Source organism: Bradyrhizobium genosp. SA-3 (genome assembly GCF_004212635.1).
Classification (GTDB): domain Bacteria; phylum Pseudomonadota; class Alphaproteobacteria; order Rhizobiales; family Xanthobacteraceae; genus Bradyrhizobium.
In genome coordinates, this window is sequence record NZ_PSRT01000015.1 from 48001 (window position 1) to 68713 (window position 20713).

Sequence of the window (20713 nt, forward strand, 5' to 3'; positions counted from 1 at the left end):
GCGCGCCGGGAGCCCAACCACAGCGCAGAAGCATGGTTCCGTCTTGCCGGAACGCCGCTGCCATTCGTGAACGCGGTGCTCAAAAAAAGCGCGGCGCCGGCGCGCCACGCTTCGATGGTCTTACGGGAAAATGCGCACCGCTAGTGCGTCTTGGTCTCGTGCCACTTCTCGAGATCGGGCTTTACTTCTTTGTCCGAGACCTGTTCTTTCTCCGGATTGCCCTTCCAGGGCTTGTCCGTCTGTCTGTGCGAGCCCCAGTCGTTCCGATCCCGGGGATCGTCGGTGGGCCGTTCCTTGCTCATCGCATCGTCCTTTTGCTACACGAAGGGGACGCCGTAATAGGCATTGATACCGCGTACAGCAGTGTCATCGCCCCAGTTCCACTCGGTCTTTTCGCCGTATTTTGGAGCGCCTTCCAAATCCTTCGCGGTAATCGCGGTAACATAACCGCCAAGCTCGGTGTCGTATTTCAGCGACTGCCAGGGCAATGGATAGTGGTCATTGCCGAGGCCGAGAAATCCGCCGAAGCCAAGCACTGCGTAAGAGACCTTGCCACTGATCTTGTCGATCATCACGCGTTCGATTGAACCGATCCTGTTTCGATCGGCCCCATAGACCGATGTTCCCTCGACCTTGTCGCTCCCGATCAGGCGGCCCATCTCATTCCGGTCCAGTTCGCCCTGATTCAGCATCGTAATTCTCCACTCAGCCATTTGTGAATCAACCGCGCGGGGTCAGCGATCGTTCCGGGTCGTGTTCCGCAAACGCCAAGGAACATCGCCGCAAACAACAGGTTCTCTGAGGCTGACGAGGCCCCAACCGAGAGAGCCACCCACGATGCCTCAAACCGTCTCCGACTTCATCGTTCGGCCCGAGGTGCCGCCGCTGCCGCCGCACATCACCTTGCAGCTGGCGAAGAATTTCTCGCTCGCCGTGATGAAGGGCGATCCGAACGAGAGCGGGATGATCAAGGGAGCTGCGCGGCAGGTGCTCGAATCGATTCTGCCCGGAAAGCAATGAGGTGAACCATGAGTGACTTCCGCGACATCCAGCACGGCGTCAACGACCCCGTCGACGGCGTCGACGTGAAGTGGCATTTCAACGACAACCGGACGCCGCATGAGCGGGCGCAGCGTCACGCCGACGTGCGCGCCGACGCTACCGCCGCGCCGGCCGAGCCGTTTCTGCCCGAGCGGCTTCGACGCAAGCCGACCGATCCCATCAATCCGCGCACGGGGCGCAATCCCACGGACTAGTCCGTTAAGAACCTCGGCCCTTGCGGCGTATTGATCGGCACAACATGGCGCGGCAAGCGGCCGCGCGACCAATTGGAGGGATCGGACCATGAAGCGAACCATCGTCGCCGGCGCTTGCGTGCTTCTCGCAGGCCCCGTATTGGCCCAATCACTGGGCGAGAAGACCGGCGTCAATTCGGCGCTCGGCGTCGCGCCAACGACCGTCGACTTCGTCAAGGGGGTGGCCATCAGCGACATGTTCGAGATCGAGTCGAGCAAGCTCGCCGAGCAGAAGGGCAATGCGCAGGACAAATCCTTCGCCCAGCAGATGGTGACCGATCACACCAAGACCAGCGGCGAGCTGAAGGGACTGGTCGGCAACGGCAAGGTCCAGGCGACGCTGCCGACGGCGCTCGACAGCTCGCACCAAAGCAAGCTCGACAAGCTCAAGAGCGCGACCGGCAAGAACTTCAGCTCGGACTACAATTCCCACCAGGTCAGCGCCCATCAGGATGCCGTTTCCCTGTTCGACCGCTATGCCAAGGGCGGCGATAATGCCGCACTGAAGGATTGGGCCGGCAAGACGCTGCCGACGCTCAAGCACCATCTCGACATGGCCAAGGAGCTCGGTAAGGCGCCGAGCGTCGGTCAGTCCAAGTAGGTCGCGACCGGGGACGCCGACTCTGCCGGCGTCCTCCTCGTCTCAGCAACGATGCCCTTCTCCGCACGTTGGATCGCAGAATCGCGGAGATCCTCATGGCGCCAGCAAGACAAGACCTCGATATCCCGCCGGCACGTGGTCCACGCCGCGAGCGCAGCGCTCGCGGCGGCTTCGCTGGCCGCCTCGACGGCGGAAGGAGATACGCCATGGCCGAGCACGACCTGATCAATCCCGTCAGCCGCTATCCGAAGCCGCCGTTCAAGAAGCAGGCGCAGCCCTGGCCGGGCCTTGCCGGCAAGATGGAGCCGCGGCCGGATCATGGCGAGACCAGCTACAAGGGCTCCGGCCGGCTCGCCGGCCGCAAAGCATTGATCACCGGCGGCGATTCCGGCATGGGCCGCGCCGCCGCGATCGCCTATGCGCGCGAAGGCGCCGATGTCGCCATCAACTATCTGCCGGCGGAAGAGCCCGATGCGCAGGAAGTAATCGCGCTGATCAGGAAGGAAGGGCGCACCGGACTCGCGATCCCCGGCGACCTCAACGACGAGGCCTTCTGCAAGCAGCTGGTCGAGCAGGCCGTGCAAGGCCTCGGCGGGCTCGACATCATCGTCAACAACGCAGCGCGGCAGCAGACGCGCGCCTCCATCCTCGACGTCTCGTCGGAGGATTTCGACGCCACCATGAAGACGAACGTCTACGCGCCGTTCTGGATCATCAAGGCAGCGCTGCCGCATCTCAAGCCGGGCTCCTGCATCATCGGCACGACCTCCGAGCAGGCTACGATCCCTCGCCGGATCTCTATGATTATGCGCAGACCAAGGCCGCAACGATGAACTATGTGAAGTCGCTGGCCAAGCAGCTCGCCTCCAAGGGCATCCGCGTCAATGGCGTCGCGCCCGGACCGATCTGGACGCCGCTCCAGGTCTCCGGCGGCGCCACGATGGAGAAGCTGGAAAAGTTCGGCGGCATGACACCGCTCGGTCGTCCCGGCCAGCCGGTCGAATTGGCCTCGATCTACGTGCAGCTTGCCGCGGCTGACGCAAGCTATGCAACCGGGCAAGTGTATGGCTCCGCCGGCGGAGCCGGACAGCCATAGTCGCGGCGCCACGGGCTGATACCACGCGATTGAAACAGGAACATTCTTTGTCTCCGAGTTTTACAAAACTGACATGGAGGACTTCTCGCCGGCGGACCGATGGCGCTCGTAGCAATCAAACCCACCCGGATCGACGCGGCGATCGCGAACGAGATCGCGCACAACACCACTTCGGGACTCGAGCATGTCGCCCAGACATTGACCTGGGGTGCCGACGAGCATGTGCTCGTCGCGCTCGCCACGGCGGGATGGCTCTACACCCGGCTACAGCAACCGCAGAAGCGTCGCATCGCCGATCACTTGCTGATGGTATCGCTGGCGACGGCCGTGCTGCCGCATGCTCTGAAATCCTTGTTTGATCAGACGAGGCCGGACCGGCTGACGGTTAGCGGCCACCGGCGCGGGATTCCCTATTCGGGGCGCCCGCGCGATGCGTTTCCCTCAGGTCACGCCGTGCACATGGGCGCCCTCGCCTCGGCCGCCGGCCTGTTGCCGCCGGTCCCGCGCCGCTTGGTGCGCTCCCTTGCCGTAGCCTTGTCGTTGACGCGCGTCGTGGTGCTTGCACATTGGGCCAGCGACGTGGTGGCAGGCTTCACACTTGGCGTCGTCGTCGAGCGATTATTCAGGCCGTTCACACTGGCAAAGTCACGGCAGCAGCGGCCTCCAGCCTCGCGGGTACGGCCATGACGGAATATCTCGTGCGCTTCGTCGCCGGCGGCCTGATCGTCTCCGTGTTCGCGATCGTCGGCGACATGCTGCGGCCGAAGAGCTTTGCCGGGCTTCTCGGTGCGGCGCCGTCGGTCGCACTCGCCACGCTTGGCATCGCGGTCGTTCAGCATGGGCCGCAATATGCCGCGGCCGAGAGCTGGACCATGATCTACGGCGCGGTCGCCCTCGGCTGCTACAGCCTCGCCGTCTGCCACCTCCTGATGAGATTTCGTCTCGCCACGCTGCCGGCCACCATCCTCGCATTTGCGGTTTGGCTCGTGGTCGCCTTCGGCTTGCTTGCCGGGTTCGGAGGCGCCGCCTGATGCTGGTCAAGCTGTCATCATCCGCGCTGCAGCAGACGCATTGGTATGAATACGCGGTGCGCTTCGTGCTGGGCGGCCTCGCGACGGTAGCGGCAGGCCTGATCGGCAGCCATTTTGGCGTCGCGATCGGCGGACTCTTTCTCGCGCTTCCCGCCATCCTCTGTGCCAGCGCGACGCTGATCGAACGCCATGAACGCCGCGCCAAGGCAAAAGCCGGCCTCAGCGGGCGAAGACGCGGGCAGCAGGCCGCAGCGTTGGACGCCGCGGGCGCCGGCCTCGGAAGTATCGGCCTCGCAGCGTTCGCGGCGGTCTTCTACGTCGTGGTGTCGGCAAGTATCATCGGGGCATTCGCCGCCGCCATCCTGGCCTGGGCCATGGTGTCCGTGTCGGCGTGGCGGCTGAGGCGGAAGCTTCGCGTCACCTCGGGCCGCCCGCAGCCCGAACGCGGGGCGCGATCAGCGAGGGGCTGGAGTTTCTTGCCGTAGCATCAGGAAATCGTACATCTCGGCGGCAGTCTGGAGCTGTTCGAGGCGCGCAACAAGGCAATCGCGTTGCTGCCCGTCTGGCAGCCTCGCCATCTCATGCTCGAGCCGCTGCTTCTGCGCCTCGAGCCGTTGCTCAAATGTGTGTGGCTCAGAGCGTCTTCGCATTTTCCGTCCTCGGTGGCTGCAGGCCTGGGCTGTTCGCCCAGCGCTCCACCTCCTCGATCACCTTCCGATGGCTGGGGCGCACCGGCTTCGATGCTTCTGCCTCTTCGGAAAGCTTGCGCGGCAACCTGACGTCGTCTGTCATGGCCTCTCTCCCTTCGCAGGGGGAAATGCGCCAGCGCACGACTGGTTTCAAAATTAACTTATTGATTTTATTTGCTATTTTTACTCACTTGGCGATTATTTCGACTCTTGTGGAACTCCCGCCAAGTTCGTCGATTGAGTAAACTACTCAACTTGCTCAATTTGCGTGTTCGACCATGAACGACCTTCGCGCCGAGCGCCTTCAGGTTATGCTCTCGCCGGAAGAATTGGCTGCCATCGATGATTTCCGGTTCAAACATCGCATGCCGACACGGGCGGCAGCTGTCCGCGAACTGCTCAAGTTCGGGCTGGCCGCAGTGTGCGTCGATGCGGCAGCCGGCGTGAAGTCGAGCAATTTCGGCGTATTCGGCCGCGGACCCGGCGGACATACTCAGGAAGATCCCGACGGCGATACTGAGAACTAAGCCATAGGACGGTCCACAAACAAACGACCCCGGCACGGGGGTGCCAGGGCCGTCCTTGGAGATTGCTTCCGGCGCACCGGGGGCATGACAACCGGAAGCAATCCGTCGACTCTTCGCGCGGGGATTCGTTCCTCGTAAACGCTAACCCGTAGCGTCGTTTGAATCGTCCGGCATCACGCCGGAGCCTGGCGTCTTACTATCATCGTTCAGCTTGGGATCGCGTGTCGCCTCCCGCGACAGCGAACCTTTGGGATCCGTCTTGTTGGGATCCGTCTTGTGCACGGACTGCGCACGCCGCTTGTCACGCGGCTGCTCCTCCGCCCGCTTGTCCTTGACGATGCCGTGATCGGAATGGGCCATGATCTGCTCTCGCCTCTCTTGATGTTTCGCAGCGGTTACGCGCTGGCACGTCGATTGTTCCGGACGAGAGCACCCCGACGCTAGCTGTGTGCCGCGTGGACCGCAGCCGATGCATTTTCCAGATGCACCTGTCGCACCGTCGTTACCGTCGCGAAGGCGACCGAAACGCCAAAAGCGAGAATCAGTGAAAGAAGAGCCAGACGTGGAGTCATTGCGAAACCTCCTTCTGGAATCGAAAATCAACGCGATCGACTGTTCACGGATGATCCTGGATTGGTCTCTTGCATTCCGTGCGCGGTCTCACACACGGCTTCACGAGGACGACTATCTGCCCTGTTTTTGAGGGATATGGATCGTCACGGGCGGGATTTCTCCATCGAGCCAATCCTGTTCCGTCGCAAGCGCCGTCCAGGCGTCCGCCATGCGCGAATAGCGCCTGTAAGCGGGTTTCCCTTCCGCGCGCTCGGCGAGCTGAAGACAGTTGTCGGCGTTATCTCTGAAAATGTCAGACTGTTTCATGCGGAAGACGTGGTGACGGAACTCTGAGGTCGCAATGCCCTTACCGGATCGTAACGTTCGGGGAACTTTGCACGTCATCCGTCATTGATATCGATGCGAGTTCTCGTCGCCATAGTTCTGATGTTCATCAGCACCGCGGCGCCTGCCGACAGCACTGGCGAGCGAAACCTTGGCGACCGCACGCCGGGCGCAACCGACGTTATCGGCGGCCTCTACGCCTTTAGCCGCTTCCAACAGGGTCTGCTGGAGAGCACCGACCTAAAGGGAAACACGGAGGTCAAGAACCTTGCCGCGCTGCGGGCTGAAGAAGCGGCCAAGCGCGACAAGGCGCTGAAACGAATTCAAGAGACGATCGGTGCGGAGCCGCACGTCAACAAGGCGACGTCGGCAAGCGCGAGCCTCATCGAACCCGAAACTTCGGACGGACCGACTTACGTCAGAAGCTTTTATGCCTCGCAGATTCCCGAATATGAAGCGGCCATCAACCTGCTCGAACGCTACCTGAAGGCGCCCGACAATGCTGCGCTTGCAGCGTTCGCGCGCGAGCAGCTCCCGATGCTGCGTGCGCAGGTCAAGGCTGCCGAGCGCACCATGGCGGACAAGTAGCCTTTACTTGTCATTCGGATGATGCTGCTGACTCTGCGGCCGCACGGTCCGGTCGCTCTCAGGCATTCTGTCCCGGCCTGCATCGCCATTGTCATCCTTGCCGCCCGAGGTCGAGGTGCCGCTGCCGCTCGGGTTCGATCGGGTCGCCGTTCCCGTGGTGGACGGATCCGCGCGAGGCGTGGCCGAGCTCGCGGCGGGATCGCCGGTCACGGCCCCCGGCCACTGGGCGCCCCGCCTTGTGCGGAAGGCTGCTCCGGCAAGCAACATGACGACGATCGCAGCCAATCCAGCTTTCATCTGCGCTCTCCCTGTTCTTTGCGCCGCAGGGCTGCCGCTGCGTTCCGCAAGGAGGGGTCCGCGAGGCGCCGACCAGTGGGGGCCGCCGAGGCCAAATTCTTTGGAACTTGCGTGGAACCACCCCGATCGTTTGCGGTTAGTACAACCGGGCTGAGCAAAGCAGGTTCCATTTCCCTGCGCCGCAACCTTGGCGCTTGATTTCGAATTTGGCTGACGCTCTATTTTGACCAAACGCGTCTTGCCTGGGATTCGGCCGACGCCTGCGGGGGAATCAGTATGAGCGACCTCGATCCCGGCACTGCATCTCGCTCCGGTCGTCGCGTCCCAAAGCCAAAAACCAACGGTACGTCGGAGCAGGATTCCCGGGCGGAATTGCTGCTTGCCTTGCAGGCGATGCGCAGCGGCGATTTCTCCGTGCGGATGAGTGGTGACTATCTTGGCATCGACGGCAAGATCGCCGACACTTTTAACGAAATCATCGCGGCCAACCAGCGCATGGCGCAGCAGCTCGAGCTGGTCGGCCAGGTGGTGGGCCGCGAGGGCAAGACCCGCCAGCGCGTGAAGTTCGGTCTCGCCTCGGGCTCCTGGGCCGACATGGAAGGGTCCGTCAACACGCTGATCGACGACCTGTTGTGGCCGACCCGCGAAGTGACGCGTGCAGTCGCGGCGGTGGCGCAAGGCGACCTGCTCCAGACCGTCAAGCTCGACGTCGACGGCCGCCCCCTGCGCGGCGAGTTTTTGCAATCGGCGACCATCGTCAACACCATGATCAAGCAGCTCGGCGTGTTCACCTCCGAGGTGACGCGCGTGGCGCGCGAGGTCGGCACCGAAGGCAAGCTCGGCGGCCAGGCCCAGGTGCCTGAGGTGACCGGCGTCTGGAAGGACCTCACCGAGAGCGTCAACTCGATGGCGAACAACCTGACCAACCAGGTTCGCAACATCGCCGAGGTGACGATCGCGGTCGCCAATGGCGACCTGTCGAAGAAGATCACCGTCGACGTCCGCGGCGAGATCCTCCAGCTCAAGGAAGCCATCAACACGATGGTCGACCAGCTCCGGTCCTTCGCCTCCGAAGTGACGCGCGTGGCGCGCGAGGTCGGCACCGACGGCAAGCTCGGCGGCCAGGCGATCGTGCCCGGCGTCGCCGGCACCTGGAAGGACCTCACCGACAGCGTCAACGCGATGTGCGGCAACCTGACCGCACAGGTGCGCAACATCGCCAACGTGACCACCGCCGTGGCGCGCGGCGACCTCTCGCGCAAGATCACCGTGGACGTGCGCGGCGAGATCCTGGAGCTGAAGGACACCATCAACACCATGGTGGACCAGCTCAACTCGTTCGCTTCGGAAGTGACGCGCGTGGCGCGCGAGGTCGGCACCGAAGGCAAGCTCGGCGGCCAGGCCCAGGTGCCCGGTGTGGCCGGCACCTGGAAGGACCTCACCGACAACGTCAACTTCATGGCGTCGAACCTGACCGCGCAGGTCCGCAACATCGCCGACGTCGCCACTGCGATCGCCAGCGGCGACCTCTCGAAGAAGATCACCGTCAACGTCTCGGGCGAGATCCTTCAGCTGAAGGAGACGCTCAACACCATGGTCGACCAGCTCAACGCCTTCGCTGGCGAAGTGACGCGCGTCGCCCGCGAAGTCGGCACCGAGGGGCGGCTCGGCGGTCAGGCCAACGTGCTCGGCGTCGCCGGCACCTGGAAGGACCTGACCGAGAGCGTCAACTCGATGGCCTCGAACCTGACTGCGCAGGTCCGCAACATCGCGGAGGTGACGACGGCGGTCGCCGGCGGCGACCTGTCGAAGAAGATCACCGTGGACGTGCGCGGCGAGATCCTGGAGCTGAAGGACACCATCAACACCATGGTGGACCAGCTCAACGCCTTCGCCGGTGAAGTCACGCGCGTGGCGCGCGAGGTCGGCACGGAAGGCAAGCTGGGCGGCCAGGCCGTCGTGCGCGGCGTCGGCGGCACCTGGAAGGACCTCACCGACAGCGTCAATTCGATGGCCTCGAACCTGACCGGACAGGTCCGCAACATCGCCGAGGTCGCGACCGCGGTGGCGAAGGGCGACTTGTCTAAGAAGATCACGGTCAACGTATCGGGCGAAATCCTTCAGCTGAAGGAAACGCTCAATACCATGGTGGACCAGCTCAACGCCTTCGCCGGCGAGGTGACGCGCGTGGCGCGCGAGGTCGGCACCGACGGCAAGCTGGGCGGCCAGGCCGGCGTGCCCGGCGTCGCCGGCACCTGGAAGGACCTCACCGATTCCGTGAACTCGATGGCGGGCAATTTGACAGCCCAGGTGCGCAACATCGCCGAAGTCGCGACCGCGATCGCCGGCGGCGACCTCTCGCGCAAGATCACCGTCGACGTGCGCGGCGAGATCCTCCAGCTCAAGGACACCCTGAACACGATGGTCGACCAGCTCAACCGCTTCGCGGGCGAGGTGACGCGCGTCGCGCGCGAGGTCGGCACCGAAGGCCGCCTCGGTGGTCAAGCCAACGTGCCCGGCGTCGCCGGCACCTGGAAGGATCTCACCGACAGCGTGAACTCGATGGCAGGCAACCTCACGGCCCAGGTCCGCAACATCGCCGAAGTCACCACCGCCGTCGCGCGTGGCGACTTGTCCCGCAAGATCACGGTGGACGTGAAGGGCGAAATCCTCGAGCTGAAGAACACCATCAACACCATGGTGGACCAGCTCAATGGCTTTGCCGGCGAAGTCACGCGCGTCGCCCGCGAGGTCGGCACCGAAGGCAAGCTCGGCGGTCAGGCCGAAGTGCCCGGCGTCGCCGGCACCTGGAAGGACCTCACCGACAACGTCAACTTCATGGCCTCCAACCTGACGGCCCAGGTCCGCAACATCGCCGAGGTCGCGACCGCGATCGCCGGCGGCGACCTCTCGAAGAAGATCACGGTGGACGTGCGCGGCGAAATCCTTCTCTTGAAGGACACGCTGAACACCATGGTCGAGCAGCTCCGCTCCTTCGCCGCCGAAGTCACGCGCGTGGCGCGCGAGGTCGGCACCGAGGGCCGGCTCGGCGGTCAGGCCGTCGTTCCCGGCGTCGGCGGCACCTGGAAGGACCTCACCGATAACGTCAACCTGCTCGCCGCGAACCTCACCACGCAGGTCCGCAACATCGCCGAAGTCACCACGGCGGTCGCGCGCGGCGACCTCTCGCGCAAGATCACCGTCGACGTGAAGGGCGAAATCCTCGAGCTGAAGAACACCATCAACACCATGGTGGACCAGCTCAACGCCTTCGCCGGCGAAGTCACGCGCGTGGCGCGCGAGGTCGGCACCGAAGGCAAGCTCGGCGGACAGGCGCAGGTGCCCGGCGTTGCCGGCACCTGGAAGGACCTCACCGATACCGTGAACCTCATGGCCGCGAACCTGACCGAGCAGGTGCGCGGCATCGTCAAGGTCGTGACTGCGGTCGCCAACGGCGACCTCAAGCAGAACTTGACGATGAAATCGCGCGGCGAGGTCGCAGCCCTCGCCGATACCATCAATAACATGACCGAGACGCTCGCGACCTTCGCCGATCAGGTGACGTCGGTGGCGCGCGAGGTCGGCGTCGAGGGCCGCCTCGGCGGCCAAGCCAACGTGCCCGGCGCCGCCGGCACCTGGAAGGACCTCACCGGCAACGTCAACCTGCTCGCGGCCAACCTGACCTCGCAGGTGCGCGCAATCGCGGAAGTCGCGACCGCCGTGACCAAAGGCGACCTGACGCGATCGATCCAGGTCGATGCCCGCGGCGAAGTCGCGGAGCTGAAAGACAACATCAACACGATGATCACGAATCTCCGTCTGACGACGGACGTGAACACGGAGCAGGACTGGCTGAAGACCAACCTCGCGAAATTCACCAACATGCTCCAGGGCCAGCGCGACCTCACGACCGTCGGCCGGCTGCTGCTCACCGAATTGTCGCCGCTGGTGAACGCGCATACCGGCGTGATCTACCAGGTCGAGAATGAGGACAATTCCCAGCTCCTGCTGCTGGCGTCTTACGCCAGCGACGGTATCTATCCCTATCAGCGCGTGCTTCAGTTCGGCGAAGGCCTGATCGGCCAGTGCGCCCTCGACAAGCGGCCGCGCCTGGTCGCCGACATTCCATCCGACGTAGTGCCGATCAACTCGGCACTGCTCCGCGTCGCACCGAAGAACCTCGTGGTGCTGCCGGTGCTGTTCGAGGGCCAGGTCAAGGCCGTGATCGAGCTTGCTTCGCTGATATCGTTCACGACGTCGCAGATGACGTTCCTGGAGCAGCTCACCGACTCCATCGGCATCGTGCTCAACTCGATCGAGGCGACGATGCAGACCGAAGGCCTGCTCAAGCAGTCGCAGCAGCTCGCCGGCGAGCTCCAGACCCAGCAGCGCGAATTGCAGCAGACCAACGACCAGCTCGAACAGAAGGCGCAGCAGCTCGCCGAGCGCAACGTCGAGGTCGAGCGCAAGAACCAGGAAATCGAGCAGGCCCGCCGTGCGCTGGAGGAAAAAGCGACCGAGCTAGCACTGACCTCGAAGTACAAGTCCGAATTCCTCGCCAATATGAGCCACGAGCTGCGCACGCCGCTGAATTCAATCCTGATCCTCGGACAGCAGCTCACCGACAATCCGGACGGCAACCTCTCGGCCAAGCAGGTCGAATTCGCCCGCACCATCCACGGCGCCGGCACCGACCTGCTCAATCTCATCAGCGACATTCTCGATCTCTCCAAGATCGAGTCCGGCACGGTAACGGTCGATGCCGAGGAAATCCTGACCGCGAACCTGCTCGAGACCGTCGGCCGGCCGTTCCGGCACGAGGCGGACAACCGCAATCTGGCGTTCAAGATCGACATCGATCCGAACCTTCCGCGCAGCATCGTCACCGATTCCAAGCGCCTGCAACAGGTGCTGAAGAACCTGCTCTCCAACGCCTTCAAGTTCACCGCCGAAGGCGAGGTGCGGCTGAAGGTCGCCGGTGCGGTCGGCGGCTGGGGGACGGATCACCCGGTGCTGAACTCCGCGCCGGCCGTGATCGCGTTCGAAGTGACCGATACCGGCATCGGCATTCCCCTGGAGAAGCAGAAACTGATCTTCGAGGCATTCCAGCAGGCGGACGCCGGCACCAGCCGCAAATATGGCGGCACGGGCCTCGGGCTTGCGATCAGCCGCGAACTCGCAAGCCTGCTCGGCGGCGAAATCCACCTGCGCAGCTCGCCGGGCAAGGGCTCGTCGTTCACGCTTTACCTGCCGTTGAAATATTCCGGCCCGACGCTCGCACCGCGCGCGGCGCCCGCGCCACAGCAGTACAGCCAGCCGCCGGCGCTGCAGTCGGCCGCGCCCGACCAGCAGCGCGTCATCGAGCAGCTTCCCGACGACCGGCTCAACCTCGAGCCCGGCGACACCATCCTCCTCATTGTGGAGGACGATCCGCACTATGCGCGCGTGCTCGTCGATCTTGCCCGCGACAAGGGCTTCAAGGTCCTGGTTGCGGCCCGCGGCGCCGAAGCGCTGGAGCTCGCCAAGCAGTACCAGCCGACGGCCGTCTCTCTCGACGTGTTCCTGCCGGACATGCTGGGCTGGACCGTACTGAGCCAGCTCAAGCACAATCCTCTGACCCGCCACATTCCCGTGCAGATCATCACGCTCGACGAGGACCGCCAGCACGCGTTGGCGCGCGGTGCGTTCTCGTTCGTCAACAAGCCGACGACGACGGAAGGCGTCTCCGCCGCGCTGACGCAGATCAAGGAATATGCGCGGCCGCGGCGCAAGCGACTCCTGATCGTCGAGGACAACGAGGCCGAACAACTCTCGATCCGCGAGCTGCTGCATCACGACGACATCGAGATCGTGACGACGGATACCGGTGCCGGCGCGCTCTCGACACTGCGTCAATCCCCGTGCGATTGCGTGGTGCTCGACCTGCGGCTGCCCGACATGAGCGGCTTCGAGGTGCTCGACCAGATCCGCAACGACGAGGCGCTGTCGAACGTCCCGGTCGTGGTGTTCACCGGCCGCGAGCTTTCGGCGGAAGAGGATGCGGAACTCCACACCATGGCGCGCAGCATCGTGGTCAAGGGGGTGGAATCGCCGGAGCGCCTGCTCGACGAGACCGCGCTGTTCCTGCACCGTGTCATCACGGAACTACCGGTTGAGAAGCAGCGCATGTTGGAGAAGCTGAACAGCTCCGACGAGGACCTGATCGGCAAGACGGCCCTGCTCGTCGACGACGACGCCCGCAACATCTTCGCGCTGTCGAGCGTGCTGGAACGGCGCGGCATGAAGGTGCTGACGGCCACGACCGGCAGCGAGGCGGTCGCGCTGGTCGAATCCAATCCGGAAATCGCCATCGTGCTGATGGACATCATGATGCCGCAGATGGATGGCTATCAGACCATGGGTGTGATCCGCGAGAACCCGGCCTTCGCGCGGCTACCGATCATCGCGCTGACCGCCAAGGCGATGAAGGGCGACCGTGAAAAATGCCTGGAAGCCGGCGCGTCCGACTACCTCGCCAAACCCGTCAACACCGATCAATTGCTGCTTGCGATCCGCATGTGGCTGCACCGCTGAGTTGGATCCGCGAATGGACCAAGAGAAGGTCAACATCCTGCTCGTCGACGACCAGCCAGCCAAGCTGCTCGCCTACGAGGTGATCCTGAAGGATCTCGGCGAGAACCTCGTGATCGCCTCGTCTGGACGCGAGGCGTTGGAGGTTCTGCTCAAGACCGAGATCGCAGTCATCCTGGTCGACGTCTGTATGCCCGAGCTCGATGGCTTCGAGCTCGCCGCGATGATCCGCGAGCATCCGCGCTTCCAGAAGACCGCAATGATCTTCATCTCGGCCATTCAGGTGAGCGATATCGACCGGTTGCGTGGCTACGAGATGGGCGCGGTCGACTACGTTCCCGTGCCGGTCGTGCCGGAGGTGCTGCGCGCCAAGATCAAGGTGTTCTCCGAACTCTATCGCAAGACCCGCGAGCTCGAACGACTGAACCAGGAGCTCGAGGACCGCGTCCGCGCACGCACCGCCGAGCTGGAAAATTCCACCGCCAAGCTTCGCGAAAGCGAGCAGCGGCGCAGCATGGCGATCGCGGCCGGCAAGATGGGCTCGTGGGATTGGGACTGGATTACCGGCGACTGGATGTGGGACGAGGGGCAATATCGCATCTTTGGGGTCAGCCCGGAGAGCTTCGAGGTCAACCCGGCCAACGTTCAGGCGCTGTTGCATACCGACGATGTCGATCAGTTGCGCAAGGCGATCGCCGAGTTCAACAAGGGCACGCGCGCCTACGAAACGGAATTCCGCATCGTGCGGCCCGACGGTGATGTGCGGTGGTGCGTCGGCACCGCGGCGGCGACGGTGGACGAAAGTGGTCGCGTGGTTCGTGTCAGCGGCGTCACCGTCGATATCACCGAACGCAAGCGTGCCGAGGAGCGGCAGAATCTTCTCGCGCGGGAAGTCGATCATCGCGCCAAGAATGCGCTGGCGCTGGCGCAATCGATCGTGCGCCTCACCCGCGCCGACGAGGTCAAGGCCTATGTCAATGCCGTCGAGGGGCGCATCAATGCGCTCGCGCGCGTGCACACCATCCTGTCGCTGTCGAGCTGGCAGGGCGCCGAGCTCTCCAAGCTGATCGACGAGGAGCTTGCGCCCTATTCGCTAGGCGGCCAGATCAAGCTTGCCGGGCCCGAGGTTCAGTTGCTGCCGGCGACCGCCCAGACGCTGGCGCTGGCGCTGCACGAGCTCTTCACCAATTCGGCCAAGTATGGCGCACTGTCGACGCGATCCGGTCGGCTCATGATCGGTTGGCAGACCGAGGACGACCGCCTCACACTGACCTGGGAGGAATCCGGCGGCCCGTTGGTCAGGACGCCGAAATCCCGCGGCTTCGGCACGCGGAGTCTGCTTGCAAGCGTCGAGTCCCAGCTTGGCGGACAGGCGCAATTCGATTGGCGCGCCGAGGGCTTGTTGTGCCGCCTGGAGGTGCCATTGACACGCAAGCCGGTGGCGACGACGGCACCCGGCAAATTCGATGCCGCCGCCGCGGCCGAATTGCAGCGCGCATCCGGTTAGAGCGTTTTCCAGCGAAGTGGTGACCGGTTCGCGTCAAGAAAACGCGTCAAGCCAAGAATCTCCAAGAATCGAGAGCTACCGCTCCGATTTAATCGGAACGGAAAGCTCTAGCCGGACGCCGCGCTCGTCATGCGCTGCTCCGTCCGTGGGTCGCGCGCGACGCGTCCTTCGAGCCAAGCCTCCGTTCGAGCGAGATCGCGTAGCGCCTTCGCATAGCGGCGAGCCGCGCTTCGTTCCGCGCCGCGCGGGAGCTTGCGCGCCTTGCGCAGCATGTCCGCGGCCGCGTTGCGATAGGCCAGCGAGCGGTACAGAAAGACTACCTTGCCCATATCGATATTCCCATGTTGATGGCACTCATCTTCGCAAGCCGGGCATGAACGTCGGATGAAGCTGACGATGACAATTCCTTCATCCTGATGGAACCAATGACGATCGCGCGCGTTTGCCTGCCAGATCGGGACATAGTTCCATGCGCGCGAAAAAGTCGTCGAACCTGATCTCCCCCACCGGCCTTATCAAGCTGATGACACATGCGATGATGGGTGCAGCCCTCGGCCTCGCCTTCAGCCTCGCACTCATTCTGACCAATCCAGCCGTCGCCAACCTGCTGAACCATGGCGGAAGCCAAGCCGCTATTGTCTTCGTTCTCACGCTGGTGACGACCTTCGCGATCGGCGCGACGCTCACTGGCATCGTGTTCATCCTCGAAGAGAACAAGCAATCTTGAAGCGTGCGCGACGCGTGGAGAAGCTTTGTTGGGAACTCCTGCGAGGAACGGCCGTTGGCCGCCTGCGTCAATTTAACCCAGGGAGTTCCCCCATATGAAGACAGTCAAGCTCGTCCTCACCGCAATGTTGGCAACGGGCCTCGCCGCCGCGCCGTTCGCCGCGCAGGCGAAGTCGCACAAGGCCAAACATGGATCCTCGATGTCATCGTCGCAGACCACGGGCGCGAATACCAAGTCCTCCAAGGCTGCCGATCCCTCCGGTCAGGGCGGCTCTGGCCCCGGCTCCGACCAGGGCGGCACGATGACGAACAAGGGCGGCATGAGCAACACCAAGTGAGCTCTGCCCGGTAAGGTGAGAGTCTCGCGTTCAGCGCGGGGCTCTTCACTCGAGGACGACGACGATTCATCTTGCCCTCCCGTCGCGCTCTAGGCTAGCGCCACATGGTCGGCGCGCTGATCCTCCGACGGCATCGACAATCTCCAGCATGTCGCTTGCGCGCACGCCTTAGCTGCGTCGGATGTCAGTGATGTTAAGGCAGCTTGCCGCGGAATTCGTCTTAACGAGATGCCAGAGCTGCGCCCGCTTGCGTGCGATCAGGAGTTGGGCCGCAGCGTCGTCGAGGCCCTCGCGCTGCAATTGCCGGATGGCGGAGCCCAGTTCGAGAATCTCGGCGCGCAATTTCAGGATCCGGTAGTTGTCCGGGTCTTCCTCCACCGCGCGGCCCCCAATGTCTCAGCGGCGGGCCAACACGCGCGCCGGCTTGTCGACATTCTTCACGGAGCGAAGACGCATCCGGTCGCGGACGTCAGGCAAGACATCGCCGCCCCCGGCCGCCTTCCATTCGTCGATGAGCAGGTTGATTTTTCCGGCGCAGATTGATCTGCGCCAGAGCTTGTTCGCCGCAGTCGCAATCGCGATTGACGAGAAAGCGCACAGACGCCTCGACATCGGCCATTTCCAGCCTCAAGGCGCTGATTTTACGCCGAATTTCATTAATTCTGTTGTCCATGGCTTGTTAGAACAAAATAAGAACATATAGTCAAGTCAGATTTCAAGGACGGAGGAGCGACATGCAGGTCCAGGCCAAATACGACGCCAGGGTTTTCCTTGGCGAGCAGATGACACGGGCGCAGGGATTGAGATTGAAGCGGCTGAGCGAAGAGGCCTATCAGCCGGCACAATATGCGCGAGATCTGTCCTCTGCCGAGGCTGCGCGGCGCATTCAGGTGCTGGAGGCCGAGATCGAGCTGGCGAATTCGTTCTGAGCCGCCTTCACCGCCCGGAACATTGCACGCGTGCTGTCGGAACCATGCCAGTGTCGAATGGTTCTCCCTCCGCCAAGGGAGAATAGGCATGGCACGCAAGGCAAAGAAGCGCCGCTACTCACGCAGCTCCGGCAGCGATGTCGAAAGCGAGATGCGGCGCTACAAGAAAGGTACCGCGAAGAGCGGGCGTGGCGGTCGCGGCGGACGCGTGAAGAGCCGCAAGCAGGCGATCGCGATCGGACTGTCGAAGGCCCGCAAGAAGGGCAAGAAGGTCCCGAAGAAGGCCTCCAAGCGGAAGACGTCCAAGAAGAAGACGTCCAAGAAATCTTCCAAGAAATCTTCCAAGAAATCTTCCAAGAAATCGTCGAAGCGCAAATCCAGCAAGCGGTCGCGCTGACCTCAGTCAGATCATGCTGCCCGGCATGAAGCAGCGGATCGAAATCCCGAACGCGGTTTTCACCGGCCACACCATGGTGCGGCCGGCGCGGTTCGGCTCGGTGATGACGGCTTCATCCGGCACCTCGACCCATTGCCCGTCCAACCGAACACGGTAGTGCCCGTTGTGCGATTCCCAATCGGGATCGGAGACTGCAAAGCCGTCCGCATCCGAGCAGCACGGACCGAGGTGGCTGCGCAGGCTGTCGAACCATGGCTTGAGGGGCGAGTTCGCATAGCGGCCGTCGTCGCGCCCGAGGGCGCTTCCAGCCGGCAGCACGAACCACGCCACGAGCAGCGTACTCATCAACGAGAGCTTCAATCGATCCATGTCGGCACCGATCAAATGCGAACCACCGGCCAGTTCCACAAAGCGTCCGGGGGTTCGAGGTTCCACGCTCGCAACCCGACTCCGCGGCTGCATTGCCGCCGAGCAGATGCGGCCAGAAAGTGTGATGGCCGAACACGGCTTTTTCGGACGAACCGGGTCACCCTCCCTGCCGTTAACGAGAATGTTATCGGCGGGCTCTTGAGTGCGAATGCGAAAGGCGGCCCGAGGGCCGCCTTTTTGAATTGTACCGATCAAGGTTCGCCTTACGCGAGTGGCACCGCGACGAACCGGGTGGCATCCGCGCTTCTGATCTGCAACAGCACGCTGCGCTTGCCGGACGATTTGGCCTGCGCCAGCTCCGAGCGCACCTCGCCGACACTGCTGACAGCCTTGCCACCGACATTGAGGATGACGTCACCGATCTTGATGCCGCGCTGCGCGGCCGGCCCTTCCGGATCAACCTCGGTGACGACGACACCCTTCTGGCCGGCGCCCTGCACATCGCCGGCCGGAGCCAGACCAAGCCCGAGGCGCGGCGTGCCGGCGCCCGGCTGCACCTTGCCGTCATAGGCCTTGCCCTGAGCCTGCCGTTCGTTCGGCAGCTCGCCGAGCGCCAGCGTCACCGTCTTGCTCTCGCCCTTGTGGAAGACGTCGAGCTTGACTGAGCTGCCGGGCGCCAGGGTGGCGATGGTGCGGGCGAGATCGCGGGAATCCTTGACTGCCGTGCCGTTGACGGCGGTGATGACGTCGCCCGCCTCGATGCCGGCCTTCGCCGCCGGGCTGTCGGGTTGCGGATTGTCAACGATCGCGCCGCGCGCCTGCTTCAGTCCGAGGCTGTCGGCGATGTCCGACGTCACCGGCTGCACCTGCACGCCGAGCCAGCCGCGGGTGACCGCGCCCTTGTCCTTCAACTGCGCCACCACCAGTTTTGCGGTCGTCGCCGGAATGTCGAAGCCGATACCGACCGAACCGCCGGAGGGCGAGAAGATCGCGGTGTTCACGCCGATCACGTTGCCGTTCATGTCGAAAGCGGGACCGCCGGAATTGCCCTTGTTGATCGGCGCGTCGATCTGGATGAAGTCGTCATAAGGACCATTGCCGATGTCACGGCCGCTGGCCGAGACGATGCCGGCGGTGACGGTGCCGCCGAGCCCGAAGGGATTGCCGACCGCGACGACCCAATCGCCGATGCGCGGCTTCTGGTCGGAGAATTTGACGAACGGAAAATCCTTTTTGCCATCGACCTTGATCAGCGCGAGATCGGTCTTCGGATCGGTGCCGACGACCTTCGCGGTGTAGGTCGTGCCGTCGTCCATGGTCACCTGCACGGACTCGGCGTGATCGACGACGTGGTTGTTGGTCACGGCATAGCCGTCGGCCGAGATGAAGAAGCCCGAGCCCTCGCCCGTGATCATCTGGTGGCGCTGACGCGGCATGCCGTTCATGCCACCATCCGGGAAGCGGAAGCCGAACTGTCGCGAGAACTGGTCGAACGGCGAGTCTTCGTCCGAATCCATCCGGTTCTGTTGCAGCATTGCGCTCTTGTCGTTGTCCTGGTCGATTCTGACCCGCACCGAGATGACGGCGGGTTTGACCTTGGCCACGAGATCGCCGAAGCCCGGCGGGGTCGCAGCCGTTTCGGCGGCCTGGGCCGGCGCGACGAAGGAGGTCACGCCGAATGGCGAAGCACCGGGAGCAGCCGCCAGCACGGCCACGCCAAGCGCGGCTGCGGTGCCGAGCAGCGCGAGCCTGCGCGGCCTCAAGATCTTGCGGGACGTGGGGATGTCGGAATTGACGCGATCGTTCATGTCGAAATGTCCATGTTGAGCAGGTGTCGCCTTGCACGCAACATGGGCGTTGCCACCTTACGGCGTCCCGTCCAGGCGATTAAATCTTGGCAAAGGACTGGGCCCGGGCACCGTGGTAAGTTCGTCGCTGCACATTTGATGCAGCTCAACGCGGGTCCTTCGTGCAGTGAAAAACTGCGTCACCGGATGAAGTTCATTGGAGGCGCGTCATGTACAAAGACATTCTCGTCCTCATCCCGACCGAGCGTCCGATGCGTCCCGCAATCGACGGCTCGATTTCGCTCGCGGCGCACCTCAACGCCCATCTCGACGCGGTCGCGGTCGGCTATATCGCAACCAGTGCGGCTTACGTCGTGGAGGGTGGCGCCGCCGTGGCGGCCGTGTTCGAGCTCGAACGCGAGCGCGCAATGGAGCGGGCCGAGGCCGCGCTCGCAATATTCAGGAGCGAAGCGGTGAACGCGGGCATCTCCTACGCCTGCCACCCGCTCGGTGCGATCCCGATGGATGGAGCCGGCACGCTCGGCGAGATGGCGCGACTGCACGACCTCAGCATCGTGCTCCAGCCCGATCCGACGCAAGGCTCGTTCGACAACGACATGCCCGGCGAGATCCTGTTCCAGGCGGGCGGCCCCGTGCTGTTCCTGCCGTACACCTTCCGCGGAGCCTTCAAGGCGAACCGGATCGGCATCTGCTGGGACGGCAGCCCCCTCGCTGCCCGCGCAATGCGCGACTCAGCCCCGTTCCTGGCCCGCGCCGAGGAGATCGTGATCATCACGATCAACGAAGCCGATGCGGCCTGCGGCGAAGCTTCAGCGACAAATCTGGCAAGACATCTCGGCCGGCGCGGGCTCTCGACCCGCACGGTCGGCCTGTCGGCCACGCGCGCCGACATCCAGCCCACGATCCTGTCTCTGGCAGCCGATGAGAGCCTCGATGTCCTGGTGATGGGCGGCTACGGCCATTCGCGATTGCAGGAGCGTTTTCTCGGCGGCGTCACCCGCGCCATGCTGGAGGCCATGACGGTTCCGACGCTGATGTCGCATTGAGC

General features: G+C 63.7%; 25 protein-coding genes and 1 pseudogene. 17 read left to right on the plus strand and 9 right to left on the minus strand.

Going from position 1 to position 20713, the window contains the following annotated elements; genetic code table 11:
• Positions 1–140: 140 nt before the first annotated feature.
• A complete protein-coding gene (locus CWO91_RS42740; protein ID WP_165405280.1) occupies positions 141–302 on the minus strand; it encodes a hypothetical protein in 162 nt (53 codons plus the stop codon).
• A gap of 15 nt (positions 303–317) precedes the next feature.
• Complete coding sequence (locus CWO91_RS07170; protein ID WP_130212840.1) at positions 318–692, minus strand: PRC-barrel domain-containing protein; 375 nt, start codon at positions 690–692, stop codon at positions 318–320.
• A 145-nt stretch (positions 693–837) separates the two neighbouring features.
• Between CWO91_RS07170 and CWO91_RS07175 the strand changes: the two genes are divergently transcribed.
• The 7 genes and pseudogenes from CWO91_RS07175 to CWO91_RS07205 all read left to right on the plus strand — a co-directional run bounded on the left by CWO91_RS07175 (position 838) and on the right by CWO91_RS07205 (position 4508).
• Positions 838–1020 carry a hypothetical protein gene (locus CWO91_RS07175; protein WP_130212841.1) on the plus strand — a complete coding sequence of 61 codons (183 nt, stop codon included), beginning with the start codon at positions 838–840 and terminating at the stop codon, positions 1018–1020.
• Between the two features lie 8 nt (positions 1021–1028).
• On the plus strand, positions 1029–1256 hold the full coding sequence (locus CWO91_RS07180; RefSeq protein WP_130212842.1) for a hypothetical protein: 228 nt from the start codon (positions 1029–1031) through the stop codon (positions 1254–1256).
• Positions 1257–1344: 88 nt separating this feature from the next.
• A complete protein-coding gene (locus CWO91_RS07185) occupies positions 1345–1896 on the plus strand; it encodes a DUF4142 domain-containing protein (protein WP_130212843.1) in 552 nt (183 codons plus the stop codon).
• 174 nt (positions 1897–2070) lie between these two features.
• Positions 2071–2992 (plus strand): annotated as a pseudogene (locus tag CWO91_RS07190) (SDR family oxidoreductase).
• Positions 2993–3091: 99 nt separating this feature from the next.
• Positions 3092–3679, plus strand: coding sequence for a phosphatase PAP2 family protein (locus CWO91_RS07195; protein WP_130212844.1), 588 nt, complete (start codon positions 3092–3094; stop codon positions 3677–3679).
• A complete protein-coding gene (locus tag CWO91_RS07200; protein WP_130212845.1) occupies positions 3676–4023 on the plus strand; it encodes a DUF3147 family protein in 348 nt (115 codons plus the stop codon). Before CWO91_RS07195 ends, CWO91_RS07200 begins: the two co-directional genes overlap by 4 nt.
• Positions 4023–4508 (plus strand): hypothetical protein, encoded by a 486-nt coding sequence (locus tag CWO91_RS07205; protein WP_130212846.1) that lies wholly within the window; start codon positions 4023–4025, stop codon positions 4506–4508. Before CWO91_RS07200 ends, CWO91_RS07205 begins: the two co-directional genes overlap by 1 nt.
• 148 nt (positions 4509–4656) lie before the next feature.
• On the opposite strand, the gene CWO91_RS42745 is transcribed toward CWO91_RS07205, so the two are convergent.
• Complete coding sequence (locus CWO91_RS42745; protein ID WP_165405281.1) at positions 4657–4815, minus strand: hypothetical protein; 159 nt, start codon at positions 4813–4815, stop codon at positions 4657–4659.
• Positions 4816–4990: 175 nt separating this feature from the next.
• Between CWO91_RS42745 and CWO91_RS07215 the strand changes: the two genes are divergently transcribed.
• On the plus strand, positions 4991–5239 hold the full coding sequence (locus CWO91_RS07215) for a hypothetical protein (protein WP_130212848.1): 249 nt from the start codon (positions 4991–4993) through the stop codon (positions 5237–5239).
• A 141-nt stretch (positions 5240–5380) separates the two neighbouring features.
• Here CWO91_RS07215 and CWO91_RS07220 read toward each other — a convergent pair whose 3' ends face one another.
• Positions 5381–5599, minus strand: a complete 219-nt coding sequence (locus CWO91_RS07220) for a hypothetical protein (protein WP_130212849.1) — start codon at positions 5597–5599, stop codon at positions 5381–5383.
• Positions 5600–5923: 324 nt separating this feature from the next.
• Positions 5924–6118: a hypothetical protein gene (locus CWO91_RS07225; RefSeq protein WP_130212850.1), complete on the minus strand. Its 195-nt coding sequence runs from the start codon at positions 6116–6118 to the stop codon at positions 5924–5926.
• Positions 6119–6211: 93 nt separating this feature from the next.
• Between CWO91_RS07225 and CWO91_RS07230 the strand changes: the two genes are divergently transcribed.
• Complete coding sequence (locus tag CWO91_RS07230) at positions 6212–6724, plus strand: DUF4142 domain-containing protein (RefSeq protein WP_130212851.1); 513 nt, start codon at positions 6212–6214, stop codon at positions 6722–6724.
• 3 nt (positions 6725–6727) lie between these two features.
• Here CWO91_RS07230 and CWO91_RS07235 read toward each other — a convergent pair whose 3' ends face one another.
• Positions 6728–7021, minus strand: coding sequence for a hypothetical protein (locus tag CWO91_RS07235; protein WP_130212852.1), 294 nt, complete (start codon positions 7019–7021; stop codon positions 6728–6730).
• 276 nt (positions 7022–7297) lie between these two features.
• Here CWO91_RS07235 and CWO91_RS07240 point away from each other — a divergent pair, with 276 nt between their 5' ends.
• Both CWO91_RS07240 and CWO91_RS07245 read left to right on the plus strand, forming a co-directional pair.
• On the plus strand, positions 7298–13594 hold the full coding sequence (locus CWO91_RS07240; RefSeq protein ID WP_130212853.1) for a HAMP domain-containing protein: 6297 nt from the start codon (positions 7298–7300) through the stop codon (positions 13592–13594).
• A 13-nt stretch (positions 13595–13607) separates the two neighbouring features.
• On the plus strand, positions 13608–15098 hold the full coding sequence (locus CWO91_RS07245) for an HWE histidine kinase domain-containing protein (protein ID WP_130212854.1): 1491 nt from the start codon (positions 13608–13610) through the stop codon (positions 15096–15098).
• Positions 15099–15205: 107 nt separating this feature from the next.
• Here the strand turns inward: CWO91_RS07245 and CWO91_RS07250 are convergent, their stop codons facing one another.
• Positions 15206–15427, minus strand: coding sequence for a hypothetical protein (locus CWO91_RS07250; protein ID WP_130212855.1), 222 nt, complete (start codon positions 15425–15427; stop codon positions 15206–15208).
• A 140-nt stretch (positions 15428–15567) separates the two neighbouring features.
• Between CWO91_RS07250 and CWO91_RS07255 the strand changes: the two genes are divergently transcribed.
• The 5 genes from CWO91_RS07255 to CWO91_RS07280 all read left to right on the plus strand — a co-directional run bounded on the left by CWO91_RS07255 (position 15568) and on the right by CWO91_RS07280 (position 17488).
• Positions 15568–15825 carry a hypothetical protein gene (locus CWO91_RS07255; protein ID WP_130212856.1) on the plus strand — a complete coding sequence of 86 codons (258 nt, stop codon included), beginning with the start codon at positions 15568–15570 and terminating at the stop codon, positions 15823–15825.
• Positions 15826–15919: 94 nt separating this feature from the next.
• The gene (locus CWO91_RS07260; RefSeq protein ID WP_130212857.1) at positions 15920–16162 is read left to right on the plus strand and encodes a hypothetical protein; all 243 of its coding nucleotides are present in this window, start codon (positions 15920–15922) and stop codon (positions 16160–16162) included.
• 228 nt (positions 16163–16390) lie between these two features.
• Positions 16391–16705: a hypothetical protein gene (locus CWO91_RS45200; protein WP_165405282.1), complete on the plus strand. Its 315-nt coding sequence runs from the start codon at positions 16391–16393 to the stop codon at positions 16703–16705.
• A 191-nt stretch (positions 16706–16896) separates the two neighbouring features.
• Positions 16897–17091 (plus strand): DUF3072 domain-containing protein, encoded by a 195-nt coding sequence (locus CWO91_RS07275; protein ID WP_128935346.1) that lies wholly within the window; start codon positions 16897–16899, stop codon positions 17089–17091.
• 88 nt (positions 17092–17179) lie between these two features.
• A complete protein-coding gene (locus tag CWO91_RS07280) occupies positions 17180–17488 on the plus strand; it encodes a DUF6496 domain-containing protein (RefSeq protein ID WP_130212859.1) in 309 nt (102 codons plus the stop codon).
• A gap of 6 nt (positions 17489–17494) precedes the next feature.
• Here CWO91_RS07280 and CWO91_RS07285 read toward each other — a convergent pair whose 3' ends face one another.
• Together CWO91_RS07285 and CWO91_RS07290 are read right to left on the minus strand one after the other, a co-directional pair.
• Positions 17495–17857, minus strand: a complete 363-nt coding sequence (locus tag CWO91_RS07285) for a hypothetical protein (RefSeq protein ID WP_130212876.1) — start codon at positions 17855–17857, stop codon at positions 17495–17497.
• 263 nt (positions 17858–18120) lie between these two features.
• Positions 18121–19665, minus strand: a complete 1545-nt coding sequence (locus CWO91_RS07290; protein WP_130212860.1) for a Do family serine endopeptidase — start codon at positions 19663–19665, stop codon at positions 18121–18123.
• A gap of 209 nt (positions 19666–19874) precedes the next feature.
• Here CWO91_RS07290 and CWO91_RS07295 point away from each other — a divergent pair, with 209 nt between their 5' ends.
• The gene (locus CWO91_RS07295) at positions 19875–20711 is read left to right on the plus strand and encodes a universal stress protein (RefSeq protein WP_130212861.1); all 837 of its coding nucleotides are present in this window, start codon (positions 19875–19877) and stop codon (positions 20709–20711) included.
• Positions 20712–20713 lie beyond the last annotated feature (2 nt).